Source organism: Pseudomonas sp. BF-R-24, assembly GCF_019947335.1.
Taxonomy (GTDB): Bacteria; Pseudomonadota; Gammaproteobacteria; order Pseudomonadales; family Pseudomonadaceae; genus Aquipseudomonas; species Aquipseudomonas jessenii.
Genome location: NZ_JAGYGG010000064.1, coordinates 1 through 16,540, shown reverse-complemented (window position 1 = coordinate 16,540; position 16,540 = coordinate 1). Strand labels below are relative to the sequence as shown.

General features: G+C 61.0%; 16 protein-coding genes and 1 rRNA gene. 8 read left to right on the top strand and 9 right to left on the bottom strand.

Features of this window, described 5'->3' with window-relative positions; translation table 11 throughout:
• Window positions 1-203 precede the first annotated feature (203 nt).
• Window positions 204-319 (top strand): 5S ribosomal RNA (rrf, locus tag KGA98_RS27515).
• A 66-nt stretch (window positions 320-385) separates the two neighbouring features.
• On the opposite strand, the gene KGA98_RS27510 is transcribed toward rrf, so the two are convergent.
• The 5 genes from KGA98_RS27510 to KGA98_RS27490 all read right to left on the bottom strand — a co-directional run bounded on the left by KGA98_RS27510 (window position 386) and on the right by KGA98_RS27490 (window position 3,754).
• Window positions 386-1,138 (bottom strand): hypothetical protein, encoded by a 753-nt coding sequence (locus KGA98_RS27510; protein ID WP_223473825.1) that lies wholly within the window; start codon window positions 1,136-1,138, stop codon window positions 386-388.
• Between the two features lie 48 nt (window positions 1,139-1,186).
• The gene (locus KGA98_RS27505) at window positions 1,187-1,615 is read right to left on the bottom strand and encodes a hypothetical protein (RefSeq protein WP_150814718.1); all 429 of its coding nucleotides are present in this window, start codon (window positions 1,613-1,615) and stop codon (window positions 1,187-1,189) included.
• 138 nt (window positions 1,616-1,753) lie between these two features.
• Window positions 1,754-2,167 (bottom strand): VOC family protein, encoded by a 414-nt coding sequence (locus tag KGA98_RS27500; RefSeq protein WP_150814717.1) that lies wholly within the window; start codon window positions 2,165-2,167, stop codon window positions 1,754-1,756.
• An 89-nt stretch (window positions 2,168-2,256) separates the two neighbouring features.
• On the bottom strand, window positions 2,257-2,916 hold the full coding sequence (locus tag KGA98_RS27495; RefSeq protein ID WP_150814716.1) for a TetR/AcrR family transcriptional regulator: 660 nt from the start codon (window positions 2,914-2,916) through the stop codon (window positions 2,257-2,259).
• Complete coding sequence (locus KGA98_RS27490; RefSeq protein WP_057715519.1) at window positions 2,903-3,754, bottom strand: 3-hydroxybutyryl-CoA dehydrogenase; 852 nt, start codon at window positions 3,752-3,754, stop codon at window positions 2,903-2,905. The genes KGA98_RS27495 and KGA98_RS27490 overlap by 14 nt, the downstream gene beginning before the upstream one ends.
• Before the next feature lie 163 nt (window positions 3,755-3,917).
• Between KGA98_RS27490 and KGA98_RS27485 the strand changes: the two genes are divergently transcribed.
• Window positions 3,918-4,979: an AraC family transcriptional regulator gene (locus KGA98_RS27485; protein WP_150814715.1), complete on the top strand. Its 1,062-nt coding sequence runs from the start codon at window positions 3,918-3,920 to the stop codon at window positions 4,977-4,979.
• 117 nt (window positions 4,980-5,096) lie between these two features.
• Here the strand turns inward: KGA98_RS27485 and KGA98_RS27475 are convergent, their stop codons facing one another.
• A complete protein-coding gene (locus tag KGA98_RS27475) occupies window positions 5,097-5,819 on the bottom strand; it encodes a pirin family protein (RefSeq protein WP_150814714.1) in 723 nt (240 codons plus the stop codon).
• Between the two features lie 317 nt (window positions 5,820-6,136).
• Between KGA98_RS27475 and KGA98_RS27470 the strand changes: the two genes are divergently transcribed.
• Complete coding sequence (locus tag KGA98_RS27470; protein WP_150814713.1) at window positions 6,137-7,087, top strand: GlxA family transcriptional regulator; 951 nt, start codon at window positions 6,137-6,139, stop codon at window positions 7,085-7,087.
• Between the two features lie 151 nt (window positions 7,088-7,238).
• Complete coding sequence (locus KGA98_RS27465) at window positions 7,239-8,723, top strand: ATP-binding protein (protein ID WP_150814712.1); 1,485 nt, start codon at window positions 7,239-7,241, stop codon at window positions 8,721-8,723.
• Here the strand turns inward: KGA98_RS27465 and KGA98_RS27460 are convergent.
• Complete coding sequence (locus KGA98_RS27460; RefSeq protein ID WP_150814711.1) at window positions 8,688-11,492, bottom strand: ATP-binding protein; 2,805 nt, start codon at window positions 11,490-11,492, stop codon at window positions 8,688-8,690. The genes KGA98_RS27465 and KGA98_RS27460 overlap by 36 nt on opposite strands.
• 368 nt (window positions 11,493-11,860) lie before the next feature.
• On the opposite strand from KGA98_RS27460, the gene KGA98_RS27455 reads away from it, so the two are divergent.
• Complete coding sequence (locus tag KGA98_RS27455; protein ID WP_150814710.1) at window positions 11,861-12,427, top strand: flavodoxin family protein; 567 nt, start codon at window positions 11,861-11,863, stop codon at window positions 12,425-12,427.
• A 44-nt stretch (window positions 12,428-12,471) separates the two neighbouring features.
• On the top strand, window positions 12,472-13,296 hold the full coding sequence (locus tag KGA98_RS27450) for an alpha/beta fold hydrolase (protein ID WP_150814709.1): 825 nt from the start codon (window positions 12,472-12,474) through the stop codon (window positions 13,294-13,296).
• Between the two features lie 36 nt (window positions 13,297-13,332).
• On the opposite strand, the gene KGA98_RS27445 is transcribed toward KGA98_RS27450, so the two are convergent.
• Complete coding sequence (locus KGA98_RS27445) at window positions 13,333-13,794, bottom strand: helix-turn-helix domain-containing protein (protein WP_150814708.1); 462 nt, start codon at window positions 13,792-13,794, stop codon at window positions 13,333-13,335.
• A gap of 160 nt (window positions 13,795-13,954) precedes the next feature.
• On the opposite strand from KGA98_RS27445, the gene KGA98_RS27440 reads away from it, so the two are divergent.
• Window positions 13,955-14,872 (top strand): LysR family transcriptional regulator, encoded by a 918-nt coding sequence (locus KGA98_RS27440; protein WP_057715510.1) that lies wholly within the window; start codon window positions 13,955-13,957, stop codon window positions 14,870-14,872.
• 780 nt (window positions 14,873-15,652) lie between these two features.
• Window positions 15,653-15,889, top strand: coding sequence for a hypothetical protein (locus tag KGA98_RS27435; RefSeq protein ID WP_218543905.1), 237 nt, complete (start codon window positions 15,653-15,655; stop codon window positions 15,887-15,889).
• A 423-nt stretch (window positions 15,890-16,312) separates the two neighbouring features.
• On the opposite strand, the gene KGA98_RS27430 is transcribed toward KGA98_RS27435, so the two are convergent.
• A partial coding sequence (locus KGA98_RS27430; protein WP_223473824.1) for a hypothetical protein occupies window positions 16,313-16,540 on the bottom strand: 228 nt, incomplete at its 5' end.

The window sequence follows — 16,540 nt, the reverse complement described above, 5'->3', positions numbered from 1 at the left end:
TGAGGCGTTGAGCTAACCAATACTAATTGCCCGTGAGGCTTGACCATATAACACCCAAGCAATTTGACTACTCGAAAGAGCATCAGATTGCGGTGTGTGAAGACGAAAGAACCGAAAGTTCGACGCTCACAAAACACCGATTTTTATCACATACCCAATTTGCTGAAGCGAGGCCGACCGGCCACGACTCAGTACCCGAATTTCTTGACGACCATAGAGCGTTGGAACCACCTGATCCCATCCCGAACTCAGCAGTGAAACGATGCATCGCCGATGGTAGTGTGGGGTTTCCCCATGTGAGAGTAGGTCATCGTCAAGATTAAATTCCGAAACCCCTATCTGCGTATGCAGGTAGGGGTTTTGTTTTTGTCCGCAGGAAATGAAATTACTGCCCCAACCGCTCCAGCGTGTGCTCCAAGGGATCCAGCGACACACAAATAAAACCATCAAGCGGTCGATTGAGTTCCTCTACCAGCAGGATGGTTGCCCCCGTCGACAGGGCACACATCAGCAATACGGCGACAATGGTGCCGTTGCAGGGTGCAAACAGGCCAAACGAACCGAAGATAATCCCCAGCCACGTCACCAGGATCACCAGCATCACCGGTGGAATCGATTGATTGGCCTGCAGCAGGGTCAGCCAGCGGGCGGCAAACACGGTGTCCATGTCTTGCAATGCCTTGGCTTTGAGCGCGCGCTGATCATCGTTGCCGGGCGTCAGTGACTCGACCTGGCGTTGCAGGCCTTCGGAGCGACGGATCACTTCTGGGCTATCGAGTTTTTCAATCTGACGGTGATCGCGGGTCGCGAGCACCTGGGTGACTTCGGCGTAGTTGTGCTTGAGCTCGGTGCGGATGCCCTGGGTGTCGGGGCCGTAGCGGGCCAGCAAACGGTCGAATTGAACCACTTTCGCCGCCGCGCCTTCCAGTTCGGCATTGGCCGTATCGAAGGTGCCTTTGGCAGAGGAAACGAGCAGGCCGAGGACCAGCGCCGACATCGTTGCAATGAGGCCGGTGGCCAGCTTCACCACCGCCACGGAGTCATCGCTCAGATGATGGCTCGGTAATCGCTCCCTCACGTACGAGCCCATCAGTGCGCTGGCGGACAGGCACGCGAAAACGATGAGGGCGATCACCACGTCATTCAAATTCAACCTCCGTTGACGCTGTCCTCCAGGGGGAGATATCTACTGGTACTTGATCACGATACCTTTGAGCTTGCGTCCCTCGATGGTCCTCACGTCGCGTGCCCACAGCGGCCCGCTGGCATAGGCACCCACCGCCTGAATGTGGTCATAGACGACCACCACGGCGTCGCCACCGAGTTTGGCGGACTCTTCCCGCAGCTTCTGTTCGACTTCGGTAATCGGCGGGGCAGGGTCGATGCTGGCGTCGATCAACACTTCACCCAGACGCACATGTGGGCGCAGAGGCTCCGAGCGCAACACGACAACCTGGTCCGGCGATGTCGGTGCCGGATGTTCTACACCGACATAGGCGGTGGTCTGGGCATCGACAGTGGCGCAACCATTGAGGGTCAGCAGGCTGGCGATCATTCCACCGGCCAGTAGCAAGAGCTTGCAACGGGTGGACCAGGACGCGTCGTGGGCCGGCATAGTGGGTATCCTCCTCAGGTTCGCTGCTATCCGTATGGCTAGTTGACGGTAGCAGACAGGCCGGGAGTTGCCAGAAAGCCCAACCTTTTCAGGTCGGGCTTTTTTGTGCCTTCAATACTCTCGATCGACCAAGGCCTTTCACTGATCCTTTTCGCAATTGACCATCCACGACACACCAAAACGGTCGACCAGCATGCCGAAGCGTGCTGCCCAGAACGTGGTTTCCAGTGGCATTTGCACAGATCCACCGTCCGCAAGTGCTTTGAAGACCCGTTCAGCCTCGGCAATGCTGTCGACGTTGAGTGAGATCGAGCAACCACTCATGCCCTGGACGGGACGATCCGGAGTGGTGTCCGACCCCATGATCGCCTGGTCGCCCACGATCAGGCGGGTATGGATGATCAGGTTGTGCAGATCCGTGGGGACATGCTCACCGGCAGGCGTTTCGCCGAAGGTCATCATGGCTTCGATCTGGCCTTGCAGGCACTGCGCGTAGAACGTGAAGGCAGCTTTGCAGTCGCCGTTGAAGATAAGGTAGGGATTGATTTTCATGGTCGGCTCCAGGTGCTCGAGTACATACATCGGTTTGGACGCCGGTTTTTTCGGCGAATTCCGATTGTGTCGAGCCGACAAGCAAAGCGCTAAATCTTCGTCGAAGCTTGTGTTTCTTTAGATGTTTTTTCAATAGGACGCGCCAGGCTTATTGCCTCCGGCACACGCCGTGGCGCAAGCACGCGTTCGATGGCGCCGCTGACCATGCTCTCGAGCAGCTCATCACGTTCCTGCTCGTCCAGCACATGTGGCGTCAGCCAGCTGGGAGCACTGTTGAGCAGGGCGCCAATGGCATGCCCGGCGGCCAGCAGGCCTTGCTCGCTGAAACGGGACTTGGCGCCCAGCATCCTCAGCAACGTGCGTTCGTATTGCTCGCGCAATTGCCGGACCCGATCCTGTTGCTCTTCGTTCAGGCAACCGCTGTCGCGCTCCACCAGGCGGAAATGCCAGGGCATCTCCCGATGCAGATTCAGATGGGCGCGGATCAGGCTGTTGAGTTTGTCGCGCTTGCCCGGGGCCTTTTGCTGGATACGTCCCAGGGTGGCCAGCAGCTCCTCGTAGAACTCCTCGATCAGGTCGAGCAGCAGATGCTGTTTGCTGGGGTAATGGTGATACAGCGAGCCTGGGGAGAGCCCCAGGCACGTCGCGAGCTCACGCATGCCGACCTGGCCGAACCCCTTGCAGGCAAACAGCTCCAGGACCTTGTCCCGGTACTCGGCAAAGCGCGAGCAACGCTCAGGCATAGGCATGGAAGCCGCGCCCCGTTTTACGTCCCAGGTAACCGGCGGCGACCATTTCCTTGAGCAACGGCGCCGGGCGATATTTGCTGTCGTTGAAACCGTCATAGAAGGCTTCGAGGATCGACAACAGGGTGTCCAGGCCAATCAGGTCCGCCAGGGCCAACGGGCCGATAGGCTGGTTGCAGCCCAGGCGCATACCGGCGTCGATGTCTTCGGCGCTGGCCAGGCCTTCCTGGAACACCAGGATTGCTTCGTTGATCATCGGCACCAGGATCCGGTTGACCACGAAGCCCGGGCGATTACCGGCAGTGATCGCGGTTTTGCCGAGGGTGGTCGCCATGTCCAGTGCCAGTTGGTGGGTCGCGTCACTGGTTTGCAGGCCACGGATGACTTCGATCAGGCCCATCACCGGCACCGGGTTGAAGAAATGCAGGCCGATGAAGCGTTCAGGCTGGCTGACACTGGCGGCGAGTTGGGTGATCGACAGCGACGAGGTATTGGAGGCAATGACGCATTCGCTGCTGACTTGCGCGGCAATCTGTTGCAGCACACGCAGTTTCAGGTCGAGATTTTCCGTCGCAGCTTCAATGACCAGCTGCGCATTTTGCAGGCTGCTGTAGTCGGTGCTGGTGCGGATTTTGTCGAGAGCGGCCTGTTTCTGCTCCGGCGTCAGGGTTTCCTTGGCGATCTGCCGGTCCAGGTTTTTGCCGACCGTTGCGACGGCTTTTTGCAAAGCGCTTTCGGAAATGTCGAGCAAGGTCACGTTGAAACCGGCCATGGCGCAGACTTGTGCGATGCCGTTGCCCATGGTGCCCGCACCGATCACCCCGATGTTTTGCAGATTCATCTTCCCATCCTTCGATCAAACCCTGCGATACCTTGGCCGCGATTGCGGCCGAAGGCGTACTATTGCCGCGAGTCTAGAGCCGGCAGGGCGGTTGTCCTATGCCAAAACTGTTCAACGGCACTGATGTTTTTTGCCATTCGGGTGATGAGAGAGAAGCGAACCAATGCGGGAAAAGGACTCGGTTGCCGCCTATTTCGTGCAGGCAATGATCCATGGGCTGCGCGATGATCCGCAGCGCGTGACGGCCGTGCTCGAACAGGCGGGCATTGATCCGGCGGTCATGCACCAACCCACGGCGCGGGTGCCGGCCAATGCGTTTGCGGCGTTGTGGCTGATCCAGATCCGCGAGCTCGACGATGAGTTTTTCGGGCTCGATTCCCATGGCATGCCGCCGGGCAGTTTCGCCCTGATTTGCCGTGCCTTGATTCAGGAGCCCGATCTGCACAAGGCCATGCGTCAATGCCTGGCCAACTTCGGCTTGTTCCTGCGCGACTTTCGCGGCTCTCTGGCCGTGCGTGGCAAGCGTGCGGTCATCAGCCTCGACACTCGTTCGACGGACAACGATGCCAGCCGGTTTGGTGAAGAAACTTTCCTGGTGTTGATGATCAGTCTGCTGTGCTGGCTGGGCGGGCGGCGCATTCCCATTGACCGTGCGGACTTCCGCCATTCGCGCCTGTCGCTGGGTGACGACCGCCTGCTGTGGGGCCCCAACCTGACCTTCGGTGCCGAGCGCACCGAAATCGAATTTGCCAGCCACTACTTGCGCCTGCCCGTGGTTCAGGACCTGGCGTCGCTGAAAGTGTTTCTGCGTACCGCGCCGCAATGGCTGGTGATCCGCTTCCGCAACCAGCATGGCCTGGCATCCCAGGTTCATCAGCGCTTGCGCGGCAGTCATTACAGTCAGTGGCCGACGTTGCAGGCCTTTGCCCTGGAACAGCACCTGAGCCCCAGCACCTTCCGCCGCAAACTGGAGCGTGAAGGCTGTTCCTACCAAGAGATCAAGGACGAAGTCCGCCGTGGCGTGGCCTTTGAGCAATTGCGTCAGAGCGACGCGAGCATCAGCGATATCGCTGAACAACTGGGTTTCCAGGAACCCAGCGCCTTCCACCGGGCGTTCAAGAAGTGGACCGGGGAAAGCCCCGGGCGCTATCGGGCCCGTTATCAGGGGGAGCAGGGCGCAGAGATCGCTACCTTTGTCGCAGGGGGCGCCGGGACCTGCGAATAAATCCGGGGGCCACACAACCTGTGGGAGCGGGCTTGCTCGCGAAGGCGGAGTGCCAGTCGACATCTCTGTTGAATGACACAGCGCTTTCGCGAGCAAGCCCGCTCCCACAGGGATCTGTCATGGCATTTCCGGCAGTTCCTGTGGCCGCAGATCGAAGACCAATACTTCTGCATCCACGCCATTGTTCAAGGTCAGCACCTGTTCTTCGCGAACCCGCACACCGTCGCCTTCCTGCAACAACACACCGTTGAGCTCAACGCTGCCCCGGGCCACATGCACATAGGCGTAGCGGTTGGCGGCGAGCTCCAGGGTTGCGCTTTCCTTGCCGTCGATCAGGCCAGCGTACACCCGTGCATCCTGACGCACCTTCAGCGAACCCTTGGCGCCGTCCGGCGAGATGATCAGTTGCAGGCGCCCGCGTTTCTTCTGGGTGCTGAAATGCTCTTGCTGATAGCGCGGTTTGGCGCCGCTGACGTCGGGCACGATCCATATCTGCAGAAAGTGCACCGGCCGGGTTCCGGAGTGGTTGAATTCACTGTGGGCCACACCGCTGCCTGCGCTCATCAGTTGCACGTCGCCGGGGCGGATCACGGAACCTGTGCCCAGGGTGTCCTTGTGTTCCAGGGCACCTTCAAGCACATAGGAGAAAATCTCCATGTCGCGGTGCGGGTGCTGGCCGAAGCCTTTGCCGGCGGCGACGCGGTCGTCGTTGATCACCAACAGGTCGGAAAAACCCTGCTCTTTCGGGTTGCGATAGCTGGCGAAGGAAAAGGTATGGAACGACTTCAACCAGCCGTGATTGGCCAGGCCACGATCCGAGGCTTTGCGAAGAGTCAGCATGATGAAATCTCCTTTGGGGACGTGAATTCGTCCGAGTGAGGAGAAGGTTAATGGTTACTGGTTGATGCAATAAGTAGGTTGAAATTGAAATACTGTCTCTGTCAGGTTGACAGTATTCGGGCGCGAATCAGTTATTCTTTTCCGACTTTGGCTTGTGTCTGGTCATAATGCACAGCACGACTTTTGTGGGAGCGGGCTTGCTCGCGAAGGCGTAGTGTCAGGTTACTTGATGGTGGATGACACACTGCTTTCGCGAGCAAGCCCGCTCCCACAAGGTTCGGTGTGCCAACCCTATAGATCCCAGTGAATTCCAATCCATGAAAACCGTGGCAATGGTGCTGTTTCCCGACTTTCTCCTGCTCGACATGGCCGGGCCCATGGAAGTGTTTTCCATCGCCAATCGTTATCTGAAACCCGAAGATCACTATGTGCTGACGACCATCGGCACCGAGCCCGGCGCACTGCGGGCGTCCAACGGGGTGAGCGTGCACGCCGACCGGCACATCGATCAGGCCTGCGAGGGTTTTGATTTGCTGCTGGTGCCCGGTGGTCCCGGTGCCTACAACGAAAAGCATCCGCCATTGCTCGACTGGCTCAGGCACAACGTCAGCCGGTCCGCCGGTTATGGCTCGATCTGCACCGGGGCGTTCGTGTTGGGGCATGCGGGTTTGCTCGACGGCTATCGCGTCACCACCCACTGGCACTACACCGAGCGGCTGATCAAGGGCTTTCCGAAGGCGACCGTCGAGACCGATCAGATCTTCGTTCAGGACCGCAACCTGATCACTTCCGGTGGCGTCACCGCCGGGATCGACCTGGCCTTGTCGGTGGTCGCCCAGGACCATGGAAAAAAAGTCGCCCAGGACGTGGCCAAGGTGCTGCTGGTGGTGATGAAGCGCCAGGGCGGGCAAGCGCAGTTCAGCCCGTTGATGGCGGCGGTGGCCCCTCACGAAACGGCGATTACCCGGGTGCAGAACCATGTGCTTGAACATCTCGATGAAACCTACAGCATCGAGTCCATGGCCGGTCTGGCCAACATGAGCCCGCGTCATTTCGCCAGGGTGTTTGCCCGGGATGTGAACATGACGCCAATGGAGTTTCTGCAAAGCGCGCGTATCGATTGCGCCAGGAACCTGCTGGAAACCACCGAGTTGCCACTCAAGACCGTGGCCTTCAAAAGCGGCTTCGGCAGCGTGCGGCACATGCGTTTTCTGTTCAGTGAAAAGCTCGGCCTGACTCCAACCCAATACCGCGAGCAGTTCAGCTAGCGCGTATGTCCGTCGTGCGCACCGCAATGGCCGTGACGCTCCCCCCGCGGCAGTTGTACCGTCACCGAGGCCTGCCAAGATAGCGCTGAACTCATTGCAAGGACGGTGCAGAGCCTGGGCTGGAAGCCAGGCTTGCAGCGAGTGACAGCCCATGAACAGTCTCAGAGATATAAACAGCGAAGCGGTGCTGCAATTCGGGCCCTACGCTTTCCACCTCAGTCAGCGACTGGTGCTGGAGGGCGATCGACCGCTGCGCCTGGGCGGCCGCGCCCTTGACGTGTTGCAGGTGCTGGTCGAGCACGCAGGCTCGGTGGTCAGCAAGGAAGAGTTGATTGCGCAGGTCTGGCCGCGCTCCGTGGTCGAAGAGATCAACCTGCGGGTACACATTGCCGCCCTGCGCCGAGCCCTGGGCGACGGCCAGAACGGCCAGTGCTACATCGTCAACGTTCCCCAGCGCGGCTACAGTTTTGTCGCCCCGGTACAGCATTCGCCGCAGCCCGTATCGTTCCCGAGCGAGACCGTAAAAAAGCCCCTGCACAACTTGCCGGCGCGGCTCACGCCGATCACCGGGCGCGATGCGGTTGTCGGCAGCCTGGTGCGGCAGTTGCCGGTGCGCCGATTCATGACCCTGGTCGGGCCTTGCGGGATCGGCAAGACCACCGTGGCGCTGCGCGTGGCCGAACTGTTGTTGCAGCACTATCGGCACGGCGTGTGGCTGGTGGACCTGGCGGCGATCGATGCCCCGGCGCAAGTGACCGACCACCTCACACGAACCCTTGGGCTGGAGGTCGGCACCACGCTGGAGGCGCTGGCGCAGCGGCATGCCTTGTTGGTCCTGGACAACTGCGAACACCTGCTCGAACGCTGCCAGACGTTGATCGAAACGCTGCTGGCTTCGCTGCCTCGTCTGTCGATCCTCGCCACCAGCCGCGAGCCGCTCCAGGCGGCGGGCGAAACCGTATTGCGTCTGCCACCGCTGGCGGTGCCGCCGGTGTCAGCGCTGCGCAGTGTTGACGAGGTCATGGGCTATTCGGCGGTGCAGCTATTCGTCAGCCGTGCCCGGGCTCGTCAGCAAGGGTTCACCCTGCGCGAACAAGACCTCAAGACCGTACGGGAAATCTGCCGGCGCCTCGACGGCCTGCCGCTGGCGATTGAATTGGCGGCGGCGCAAATCGATGCGCTGGCGCTGGTGGGGTTGCAAGCGCAACTCGATAACTGTTTTCAATTGCTGTCCCAGGGCCGCCGCACGGCCGTGCCGCGGCACCAGACGCTCAAGGCGGCGCTGGACTGGAGCTACGAACGTTTGACAGCCGCGGAGCAAACCGTGTTGCAGCGCCTGGCAGTCTTCAAAATGGCCTTCACCCGGGACGCAGCGATCGGCGTGATCTGCTGCGACAGGCTGCCCGCCGCCGACCTGATCAAGGTGATGGAAAGTCTGGCCCTCAAGTCGCTACTGACCCTGGAGCAGGGGAGGGAAGTGGCCCGCTACCGCTTCCTCAACACCACCCGCACCTACGCGCTGGAAAAACTCGAACTCAGTGGTGAGTTGCGCGCCCTTGAAATGCGTTATGCCGGTTACGTCAGTCAAGCGCGCTGGCCTTCAGGCGGGCAGGTCGCATTGCAACTCGTCGAGTAGCCGGCGAACGGTCATCAAGTCTGGCGTGGCGAAACCTTCGGTGTAGCGCTGGTAGATCGGGGCCAGCAATTGATGCGCCCGTTGGGGATCGCCCTGACGCTGCCACAACTGCGCCAGTGAGGTGGCGCTGCGCAGCTCCCAGGCCAGGGCACCCTGGGCCTTTGCCACGTTGAGTGCCTTGAGCAGCATGGTTTCGGCCGTCGCGGTCTGGAGCGGGCAATCGGTTGCCAGCAACGTCCTGGCCCTGGCCCGCAGTATCTCTGCCGTGCTCCAGTCCGAAACACCGCTTTGCGCACGTTCGAGCAAATCATCGTCGACACAGGTTGAATCCAGCGTGACCATGATGTCCTTGATCAAACCGACGCTTTGTCGGCCGATTGGCTGAACATCGGTACCGCCGATCACCCGCGCATAGTGTTGCGCCCAGTCATGGAACAGCAGGACCGAGTGCTTCCGCGCTTGTTGCAGCAGCAGGCGCAGGAGTTCGCGGGCGCTGCGGGTATCGCCGTTGTAGTGGGCGATCAGGCAGCCGGCGAGCGCCAGGGTGTAGCAGATCGATGTGCCGTGGTTGATCTGCAATGCGGTGTCCAGCGCCTGGCGGGCAGTGCGCCAGGCCTGTTCCGGCTGGCCTTGCAGCCAGAGGATGCGCGCGTGGAGGGTCAGCGCCGCGACACTCTGGTCGTATTGCACGCCAAAGCCATGGGTGAAACGGTTGAGATGACCGCTGTGGGCCATGCGTTGCAGCACTTGTTCGGCATGCTCCCCAGCCTGATGCTGGTTGCCGGAGAAGTGCAGGGCGAGCACCCGCAATCGATGCATGCTCAGGGACATCTGGGCGTCGTCTTGCAGCCCCAGGTGATCGAATTGCCGACTCTGTTCCAGGGCCATCTGGTATTGGCCGCAGCTGAGATTGACCGCCAGGTGCCCGGAAATCGCCCGCAACTGACCGGCCACATCGTTGAGTTGGCTGGCCAGGGCTCTGGCGCTGACGAAGGCGCCAACGGTTTCGCTGCTACCTCCTTGAACGTGATAACAGGCACTGCCCAAAGCCAGCTTGAGGGCCATCTGCAAGCGCGGGCAAGGCTCGGCAGACTGCTCGAGCAAGGCCAGCGCCTTGCGCACATAACCGCCGTGTTCCTTGAGCAGTGACAACTCCTGCCACAGCGGCGTGGACGTCGCGGCCAGGCGTATCGCCAGTGCCTGCGGCCCTTGCCCGTGCAAACCCCAATCGAGGGCTGCACGGATGTCCTCCAGGGCCCGGCCATAGCGTTCGAGCCACAAGCCGGTGGACGTTTTCTCCCAGTCGTCCTGCGCCTGTTGCATCGTTGCCAGGCAACGCTCGGCATGCCGCTCCCGCGTCCCGGGCAGGTCGGTGGTTTGCGCAAGTTTTTCCAGGGCATAGCTGCGGGTGGTATCGAGCAGGCGGTAGTAAACATCCTCGTCGCCCACCTCCACGTTCAACAGGGACTTGGCGACCAGTTGGGTGATCGAGCCGAACACCTCGCGGGGTTCGATGTGTTCGCCGACAATCACCGCCGCTGCGGACTCCAGGGTGAAACCGCCGCGAAACACACTCAGTCGGCGCAGGCAGGTCTTTTCGCAGGCGCTGAGTAGCTCGAAGCTCCAGTCCAGTGTCGCGCGCAGGGTCTGATGGCGTGCCGGGGGCGTCTGGCTGGGCTGGGTCAACACCCGGAAGTTGCTTTGCAACTGCGTCAACAAGCCGGGCAATCCGAAGTTGCCCACTTGCGCCGCCGCCAGTTCGATGGCCAGTGGGATGCCGTCCAGTCGGTGGCAGATGTCGATCAACAGCGGCAGTTCATCGTCCGTCAGTTCAAAGCTGTCATGGCTGGCCATGGCCCGCTCGACAAACAGTTGCAGGGCGGAAAAGGTCATCGCCTGGGCGCAGTCGAGGACGGCGATGGGCGGCGGGCAGTCGAGTGATTCCAGGCGCTGGACGAATTCGCCTTCGGCCCGCAGGCTTTCGCGGCTGGTGGCGAGAATATGCACGTGCGGCGCACTGCGCAGAATGGTTTCGCAAAGATGGGCGATGGCGTCGACCAGGTGCTCGCAGTTGTCGATGACCAACAGCATTTGCCTGTCACGCAGACAGTCGGCAAGACCGTTCAGGGGGGCGTCGTCGTGCAGGGCCAGTTCGAGCAACGTCGCCAGATGACCGTCGATCATCAGCGGGCAGTTGATCGGGGCCAGGTCCAGCAGGCGAATGCCGTCCCGGTAGCGACCGATCATTTGTTCGGCGACCCGCAAGGCCACGGTGGTCTTGCCGATGCCGCCGGGACCGACGAGGGTGATGAAGCGCTGGCGTGGCAGTTGCACCACCAGCTTGTCGACCAGGGTCTGCCGGCCGATCATTCGCGTACGGCGCACCGGCAGGTTATGCCGGCTCGGTGCGCAAGCCTCGGGTGCTGGCGGTTGCTCGGCCTGCTCCAGTGAGTGCGGTGCGACGAAGCTGTACCCGCGCTGGGCCACGGTGACGATGTAGCGCTGGCCGGCCTGTCCGTCGCCGAGCGCCTTGCGCAACGCGGCCATGTGCACCCGCAGGTTGATGTCTTCGACCACGGTGTTGGGCCAGACCCGGGCGATCAGTTGCTGCTTGCTGACCACGTTGCCGGCGTGCTCAAGCAGGATCAACAGGATGTCCATGGCGCGCCGCCCCAGGCGCAAAGGCTGGTCGGCCTCCATCACCAGGCGTTGTCCGGGGTAGACCCGGTAGGGGCCGAAATGCACAGCCTGTTCGGGGGAAAGGGTCAACGAGTCGCTCCTGCTGCATCCGTCTGGTACGCGGTTTTCGAGCATATTCCTCAAGTTTTTTAGCCAGCGCAATGCGCTGCCCGGGTGACTGTCGGGTGCGGGTGTTGACTCTAGCGTATCGGTCAAGGGGCGTCAGCCCGATGATCATTGGGCGCGACAGATGGACAGCGATAGCCGGGGCTTTTTGCGCGCCATGGAAAATTAACAACGTTTAACTCGTCCTGCGTCCGGTCTGCACTCAAAACTCTCTTCCCTGTAGGAGCGAGCTTGCTCGCGATGGTGTGTCAGCCACATGGGTGTCGACTGATACTCCATCGCGAGCAAGCTCGCTCCTACAAGGGATTTCAACCCCTCTCAAGGACAAACCAATGAGCAACGTGGTGGTGGTCTATCACAGTGGCTACGGGCACACCCGGGTCATGGCCGAAGCCGTGGCCGGTGGCGTGGAACGGCACCTTGGCAGCACCTGCCAGTTGATCCCGGTCGAAGAGGTAGACGAGCACTGGGAGCGGCTGCACTACGCCGACGCCATCATTTTCGGCGCGCCGACCTACATGGGCAGCGCCTCGGCGGCCTTCAAGGCGTTCATGGAGGCCACGGCGGCGTTCTACCTGACCCAGCCCTGGCGCGACAAACTCGCGGCGGGCTTCACCAACTCCGGCAGCCTGTGCGGCGACAAGCTCAACACCTTGCTGCAAATGACGGTGTTCGCCGCCCAGCACTCGATGATCTGGGTCGGCCTCGACCTGCTGCCGGCACGCTCCAGCACCGGCGCGTTCAACGGCCAACTCAATCGTCTGGGTAGCTCACTGGGCGCCATGGCCCAGTCGAATGTCGAGCAATCCCCTGACGATGCCCCTCCGCCCGAGGATCGCTGCACCGCCGCGCACCTGGGCGAGCGGGTGGCGCGTCTGGCCGATCGCCTGCGCCACTGACCCGTTTGATTCACCCCCCAACCCTCGTTAAGGAGGCATCACCCATGAGCACTTTCACTACCCGCGATGGCGTCGAGATTTACTACAAGGACTGGGGCACCGGTCAGCCGATTGTCTTCAGTCACGGCTGGCCACTGAACGCCGACAGCTGGGAATCGCAGATGATCTTCCTGGCCTCCAAGGGCTATCGGGTCATCGCCCACGACCGTCGCGGTCATGGGCGTTCCAGCCAGCCGTGGTCGGGCAATGACATGGACCATTACGCCGACGATCTGGCACAGTTGATCGAGCTGCTCGACCTGCAAAACGCCGTGCTGTTCGGCTTCTCCACCGGCGGTGGCGAGGTGGCGCGTTACATCGGTCGCCACGGCACCGGCCGCGTGGCCAAGGCCGGGCTGATTTCCGCGGTGCCACCGCTGATGCTCAAGACCGAAGCCAACCCCGGCGGCCTGCCGCTGGAAGTGTTCGACGGCATCCGCCAGGCCTCGCTGGTCGATCGCTCGCAGCTGTACATCGACCTCGCCAGCGGCCCGTTCTTCGGCTTCAACAAGCCTGACGCGAAACCGTCCCAGGGCATGATCGACTGGTTCTGGATGCAGGGCATGATGGCCGGCCACAAGAACGCCTATGACTGCATCAAGGCGTTCTCGGAAACCGACTTCACCGAAGACCTGCAGAAGTTCGACGTGCCGACGCTGGTGGTGCATGGCGACGCGGATCAGGTCGTGCCGTATGAAGCGGCGGGCGTCTCCTGCGCCAAACTGGTAAAGGGCTCGACCCTGAAGATTTACCCGGGCGCCCCTCACGGTTTGACGGACACCCATAAGGATCAGCTCAACGCTGACCTGTTGGCGTTCTTGAAAGGTTAAAAAGCCGGATCAAGGGATCGCAGGTTTCGCCAGCGCCTACACGGTAACGTGCATACCCGTAGGCGCTGCCGAAGGCTGCGATCTTTTGCCATTGTGGACGATGCCGCGGACAAACTGACAGCGCCAGGCAAACGGATTGATGCCTTCGCTGCGGGTGAAGATGTGGCAGAAGTGCGCCTGATCGCAGAAGCCGCATTCGAGGCTGATCTGCGTGAGGCTGAGGTTGGTGTGCTGGATCAATTGCTTGGCCAGGGCAATGCGCTGCTGGCGAATCCAGTCCTGTGGCGAGAGGCCGGTGCTGCACTTGAACGCGCGGGAGAAGTGACTGCGCGACAGGGCGCAGGCCTGCGCCAGTTCGGTGACTTCCAGGCTGTCGCCCAAGCGTTCGAGGATCAGTTGTTTGACCAGCTTTTCGCGCTGCGGGCTGAGGCCGCCGGTGTTTTTCTTTGGCACCGGCGTGAATGACGCGGGGGCGGCATTTTGCTGAACGTGAGCCATGGCGAATGTCCGTGTCGGTAGGCTTCATTCTTGGACCCGAAGGCTCTGGCTTACGAGTTAATCGTTGTTAATTTCTCGCTCACCGCGGGAAGTCTTGGGTAAAGTCAGACACAATTCTCATCCTCGCGCCCGGCCGAACACACATAAGGAACCCGTGCCTATGAACCGTAACGATCTGCGTCGCGTCGACATGAACCTGCTGGTGATTTTCGAGGCCCTGATGTTCGAAAAGAACCTGACCCGAGTCGCGGAAAAACTGTTCATGGGCCAACCGGCGGTGAGCGCCGCGCTGGGGCGTTTGCGCGATCTGTTCGACGATCCGTTGCTGCTGCGCAACGGACGCGGCATGGAACCGACGGCGCGCGCATTGGCGATTCTCAAGGAATTGCAGCCAGCGATGGACACCATCTCCGGTGCGGTCAGCCGGGCCAAGGAATTCGATCCTGCGACCAGTTGCGATGTGTTTCGCATCGGGTTGTCGGACGATGCCGAGTTCGGTTTGTTTCCACCGTTGCTGCGTCAGTTGCAAGAGGAAGCACCGGGCATCGTCGTGGTCGTGCGGCGAGCCAATTACCTGTTGATGCCAGCGCTGTTGGCGTCGGGGGAAATTTCGGTGGGCGTGAGCTACACCACGGATCTGCCGGCCAATGCCAAGCGCAAGAAGCTGCGCGATATCCCCTGCAAAGTGCTGCGCGGCGACACCCGGCCGGGGACGCTGACCCTGGATGAGTACTGCGAGCGGCCCCATGCGATGGTGTCTTTTTCCGGCGACCTGAGTGGCAACATCGACCTGGATCTGGCGAAGGTCGGGCGTAGTCGTCGTGTGGTGCTGGGGGTGCCGCAGTTCAGTGGATTGCGGGCGTTGCTCGCCGGGACCGAGATGATTGCCACTGTGCCGGATTATGCGGCGTGTGCGTTGGTCGAGGGCTGTGGCTTGCGCGCTGAGGATCCGCCGTTCGAGATTGAGGCGGCGCAGTTGTCGATGGCCTGGAGCGGGGTGCATGACAATGATCCGGCGGAGCGGTGGTTGCGGTCGCGGATCGGTCAGTTCATGTCTGTGGCTTTGGATGTTTCATAGGTGTTGACCTTGGCGGCCTCTGGGCCGACCAGGTTCTTGGTTGATTGAGTACATATCCGTTACTTCGGTAACGGCGGCTGGCGGTTTCGCCCTTACGGCGAGTCCCTTTTGGCAAACGCCCCAAAAGGAACCAAAAGGTCTCGCCCCTTACGTACGGCCCCTCGCTAAGGCTCGGGGTTCCTTCGCTCCGGTATTCATCCGGGGGCATTGCCCTCCGGTCGGCTTCGCTTCGACCTACATGCAATGAGTTCGACTGCGTCGAACGGCGCTACGCGCCAATCCCCGGATAAACACCTCCGCTCAGCCTGCCGAGGGGGCGGGTGGATCAAGATCAAAAGCTGCAGGCGAGCTAACGCTCGGCCTGATGAGTGGTGAGAAGCGACGCGGTGGTGCGGGATGCTCTGCTTTTTGCTCTTCTGTGGGAGCGAGCTTGCTCGCGATGGTGGCCTGCCAGCCGACCAATTTCTTTCGAGTGTACCCAGCCCAACTGTAGGAGCGAGCCTGCTCGCGAAGGCGGCCTGCCAGCCGACCAATCACTTGCTGATGCACACCGATCAAATTGTGGGAGCGAGCTTGCTCGCGAAGGCGACCTGACAGCCGCCCAATCACTTGCAGATGTACTCAGCACCTGTGGGAGCGGGCTTGCCCGCGAAGGCGACCTGACAGCCGCCCAATTACTTGCAGATGTACTCAGCACCTGTGGGAGCGGGCTTGCTCGCGAAGGCGACCTGACAGCCGCCCAATTACTTGCAGATGTACTCAGCACCTGTGGGAGCGGGCTTGCCCGCGAAGGCGGCCTGCCAGCCAATCAATTTCTTGCTGATGTACACCGATCAAATTGTGGGAGCGAGCTTGCTCGCGAAGGCGGCCTGCCAGCCGCCCAATTACTTGCAGATGTACACCGATCAAATTGTGGGAGCGAGCTTGCTCGCGAAGGCGGCCTGCCAGCCGCCCAATTACTTGCAGATGTACACCGATCAAATTGTGGGAGCGGGCTTGCCCGCGAAGGCGGCCTGACAGCCGCCCAATTACTTGCAGATGTACACCGATCAAATTGTGGGAGCGAGCTTGCTCGCGAAGGCGACCTGCCAGCCGCCCAATCACTTGCAGATGTACTCAGCACCTGTGGGAGCGGGCTTGCCCGCGAAGGCGGCCTGACAGCCGACCAATCTCTCACAGACATACGCTGATCCACTGTAGGAGTGAGCTTGCTCGCGATAGCGGTGTATCAGTCAACACCAATGCCGGATGTAATGCCGCCATCGCGAGCAAGCTCGCTCCCACAGGGAATGTGCAGTGTTCTGAAAGCCCTGTTTAAAAGCCGTCAGCCTCTATTCCTGAAAGCCACACCGCCTTGCGTCGTTGCCTACAACTACGCCAGAATCCGCCGGCTTGTGAGTCTTGGCCCTGATCTCTATCGTTCTCCACGTCGCTGCCCATTCAGCGATCGGGTTTAGCAGCTCGGTAAATTTCAAGGCTCGCCAGTGTCACCTTCAGATCAGTCCGATCTGCAATTTGGTGGCTGTGCGTGGGGCACTTCGGTGCGCCGGGTTCCTTGATCCCTGGTCTGCTAACCCGCGTACAGCCGCCACCCAATTCGTTTAGCAGCGACTTGTGGCGGCTCCATTGATCAAGGAGCTTGACCATGTTCAAACCCACCCCCAATCC

Bases quoted from the DNA above. Each gene is read 5' to 3' on its own strand.
- KGA98_RS27505 (WP_150814718.1), bottom strand. From the start codon at position 1,615: ATGCCGGCCCACGACGCGTCCTGGTCCACCCGTTGCAAGCTCTTGCTA.
- KGA98_RS27500 (WP_150814717.1), bottom strand. From the start codon at position 2,167: ATGAAAATCAATCCCTACCTTATCTTCAACGGCGACTGCAAAGCTGCC.
- KGA98_RS27495 (WP_150814716.1), bottom strand. From the start codon at position 2,916: ATGCCTATGCCTGAGCGTTGCTCGCGCTTTGCCGAGTACCGGGACAAG.
- KGA98_RS27490 (WP_057715519.1), bottom strand. From the start codon at position 3,754: ATGAATCTGCAAAACATCGGGGTGATCGGTGCGGGCACCATGGGCAAC.
- KGA98_RS27485 (WP_150814715.1), top strand. From the start codon at position 3,918: ATGCGGGAAAAGGACTCGGTTGCCGCCTATTTCGTGCAGGCAATGATC.
- KGA98_RS27475 (WP_150814714.1), bottom strand. From the start codon at position 5,819: ATGCTGACTCTTCGCAAAGCCTCGGATCGTGGCCTGGCCAATCACGGC.
- KGA98_RS27470 (WP_150814713.1), top strand. From the start codon at position 6,137: ATGAAAACCGTGGCAATGGTGCTGTTTCCCGACTTTCTCCTGCTCGAC.
- KGA98_RS27465 (WP_150814712.1), top strand. From the start codon at position 7,239: ATGAACAGTCTCAGAGATATAAACAGCGAAGCGGTGCTGCAATTCGGG.
- KGA98_RS27455 (WP_150814710.1), top strand. From the start codon at position 11,861: ATGAGCAACGTGGTGGTGGTCTATCACAGTGGCTACGGGCACACCCGG.
- KGA98_RS27450 (WP_150814709.1), top strand. From the start codon at position 12,472: ATGAGCACTTTCACTACCCGCGATGGCGTCGAGATTTACTACAAGGAC.
- KGA98_RS27445 (WP_150814708.1), bottom strand. From the start codon at position 13,794: ATGGCTCACGTTCAGCAAAATGCCGCCCCCGCGTCATTCACGCCGGTG.
- KGA98_RS27440 (WP_057715510.1), top strand. From the start codon at position 13,955: ATGAACCGTAACGATCTGCGTCGCGTCGACATGAACCTGCTGGTGATT.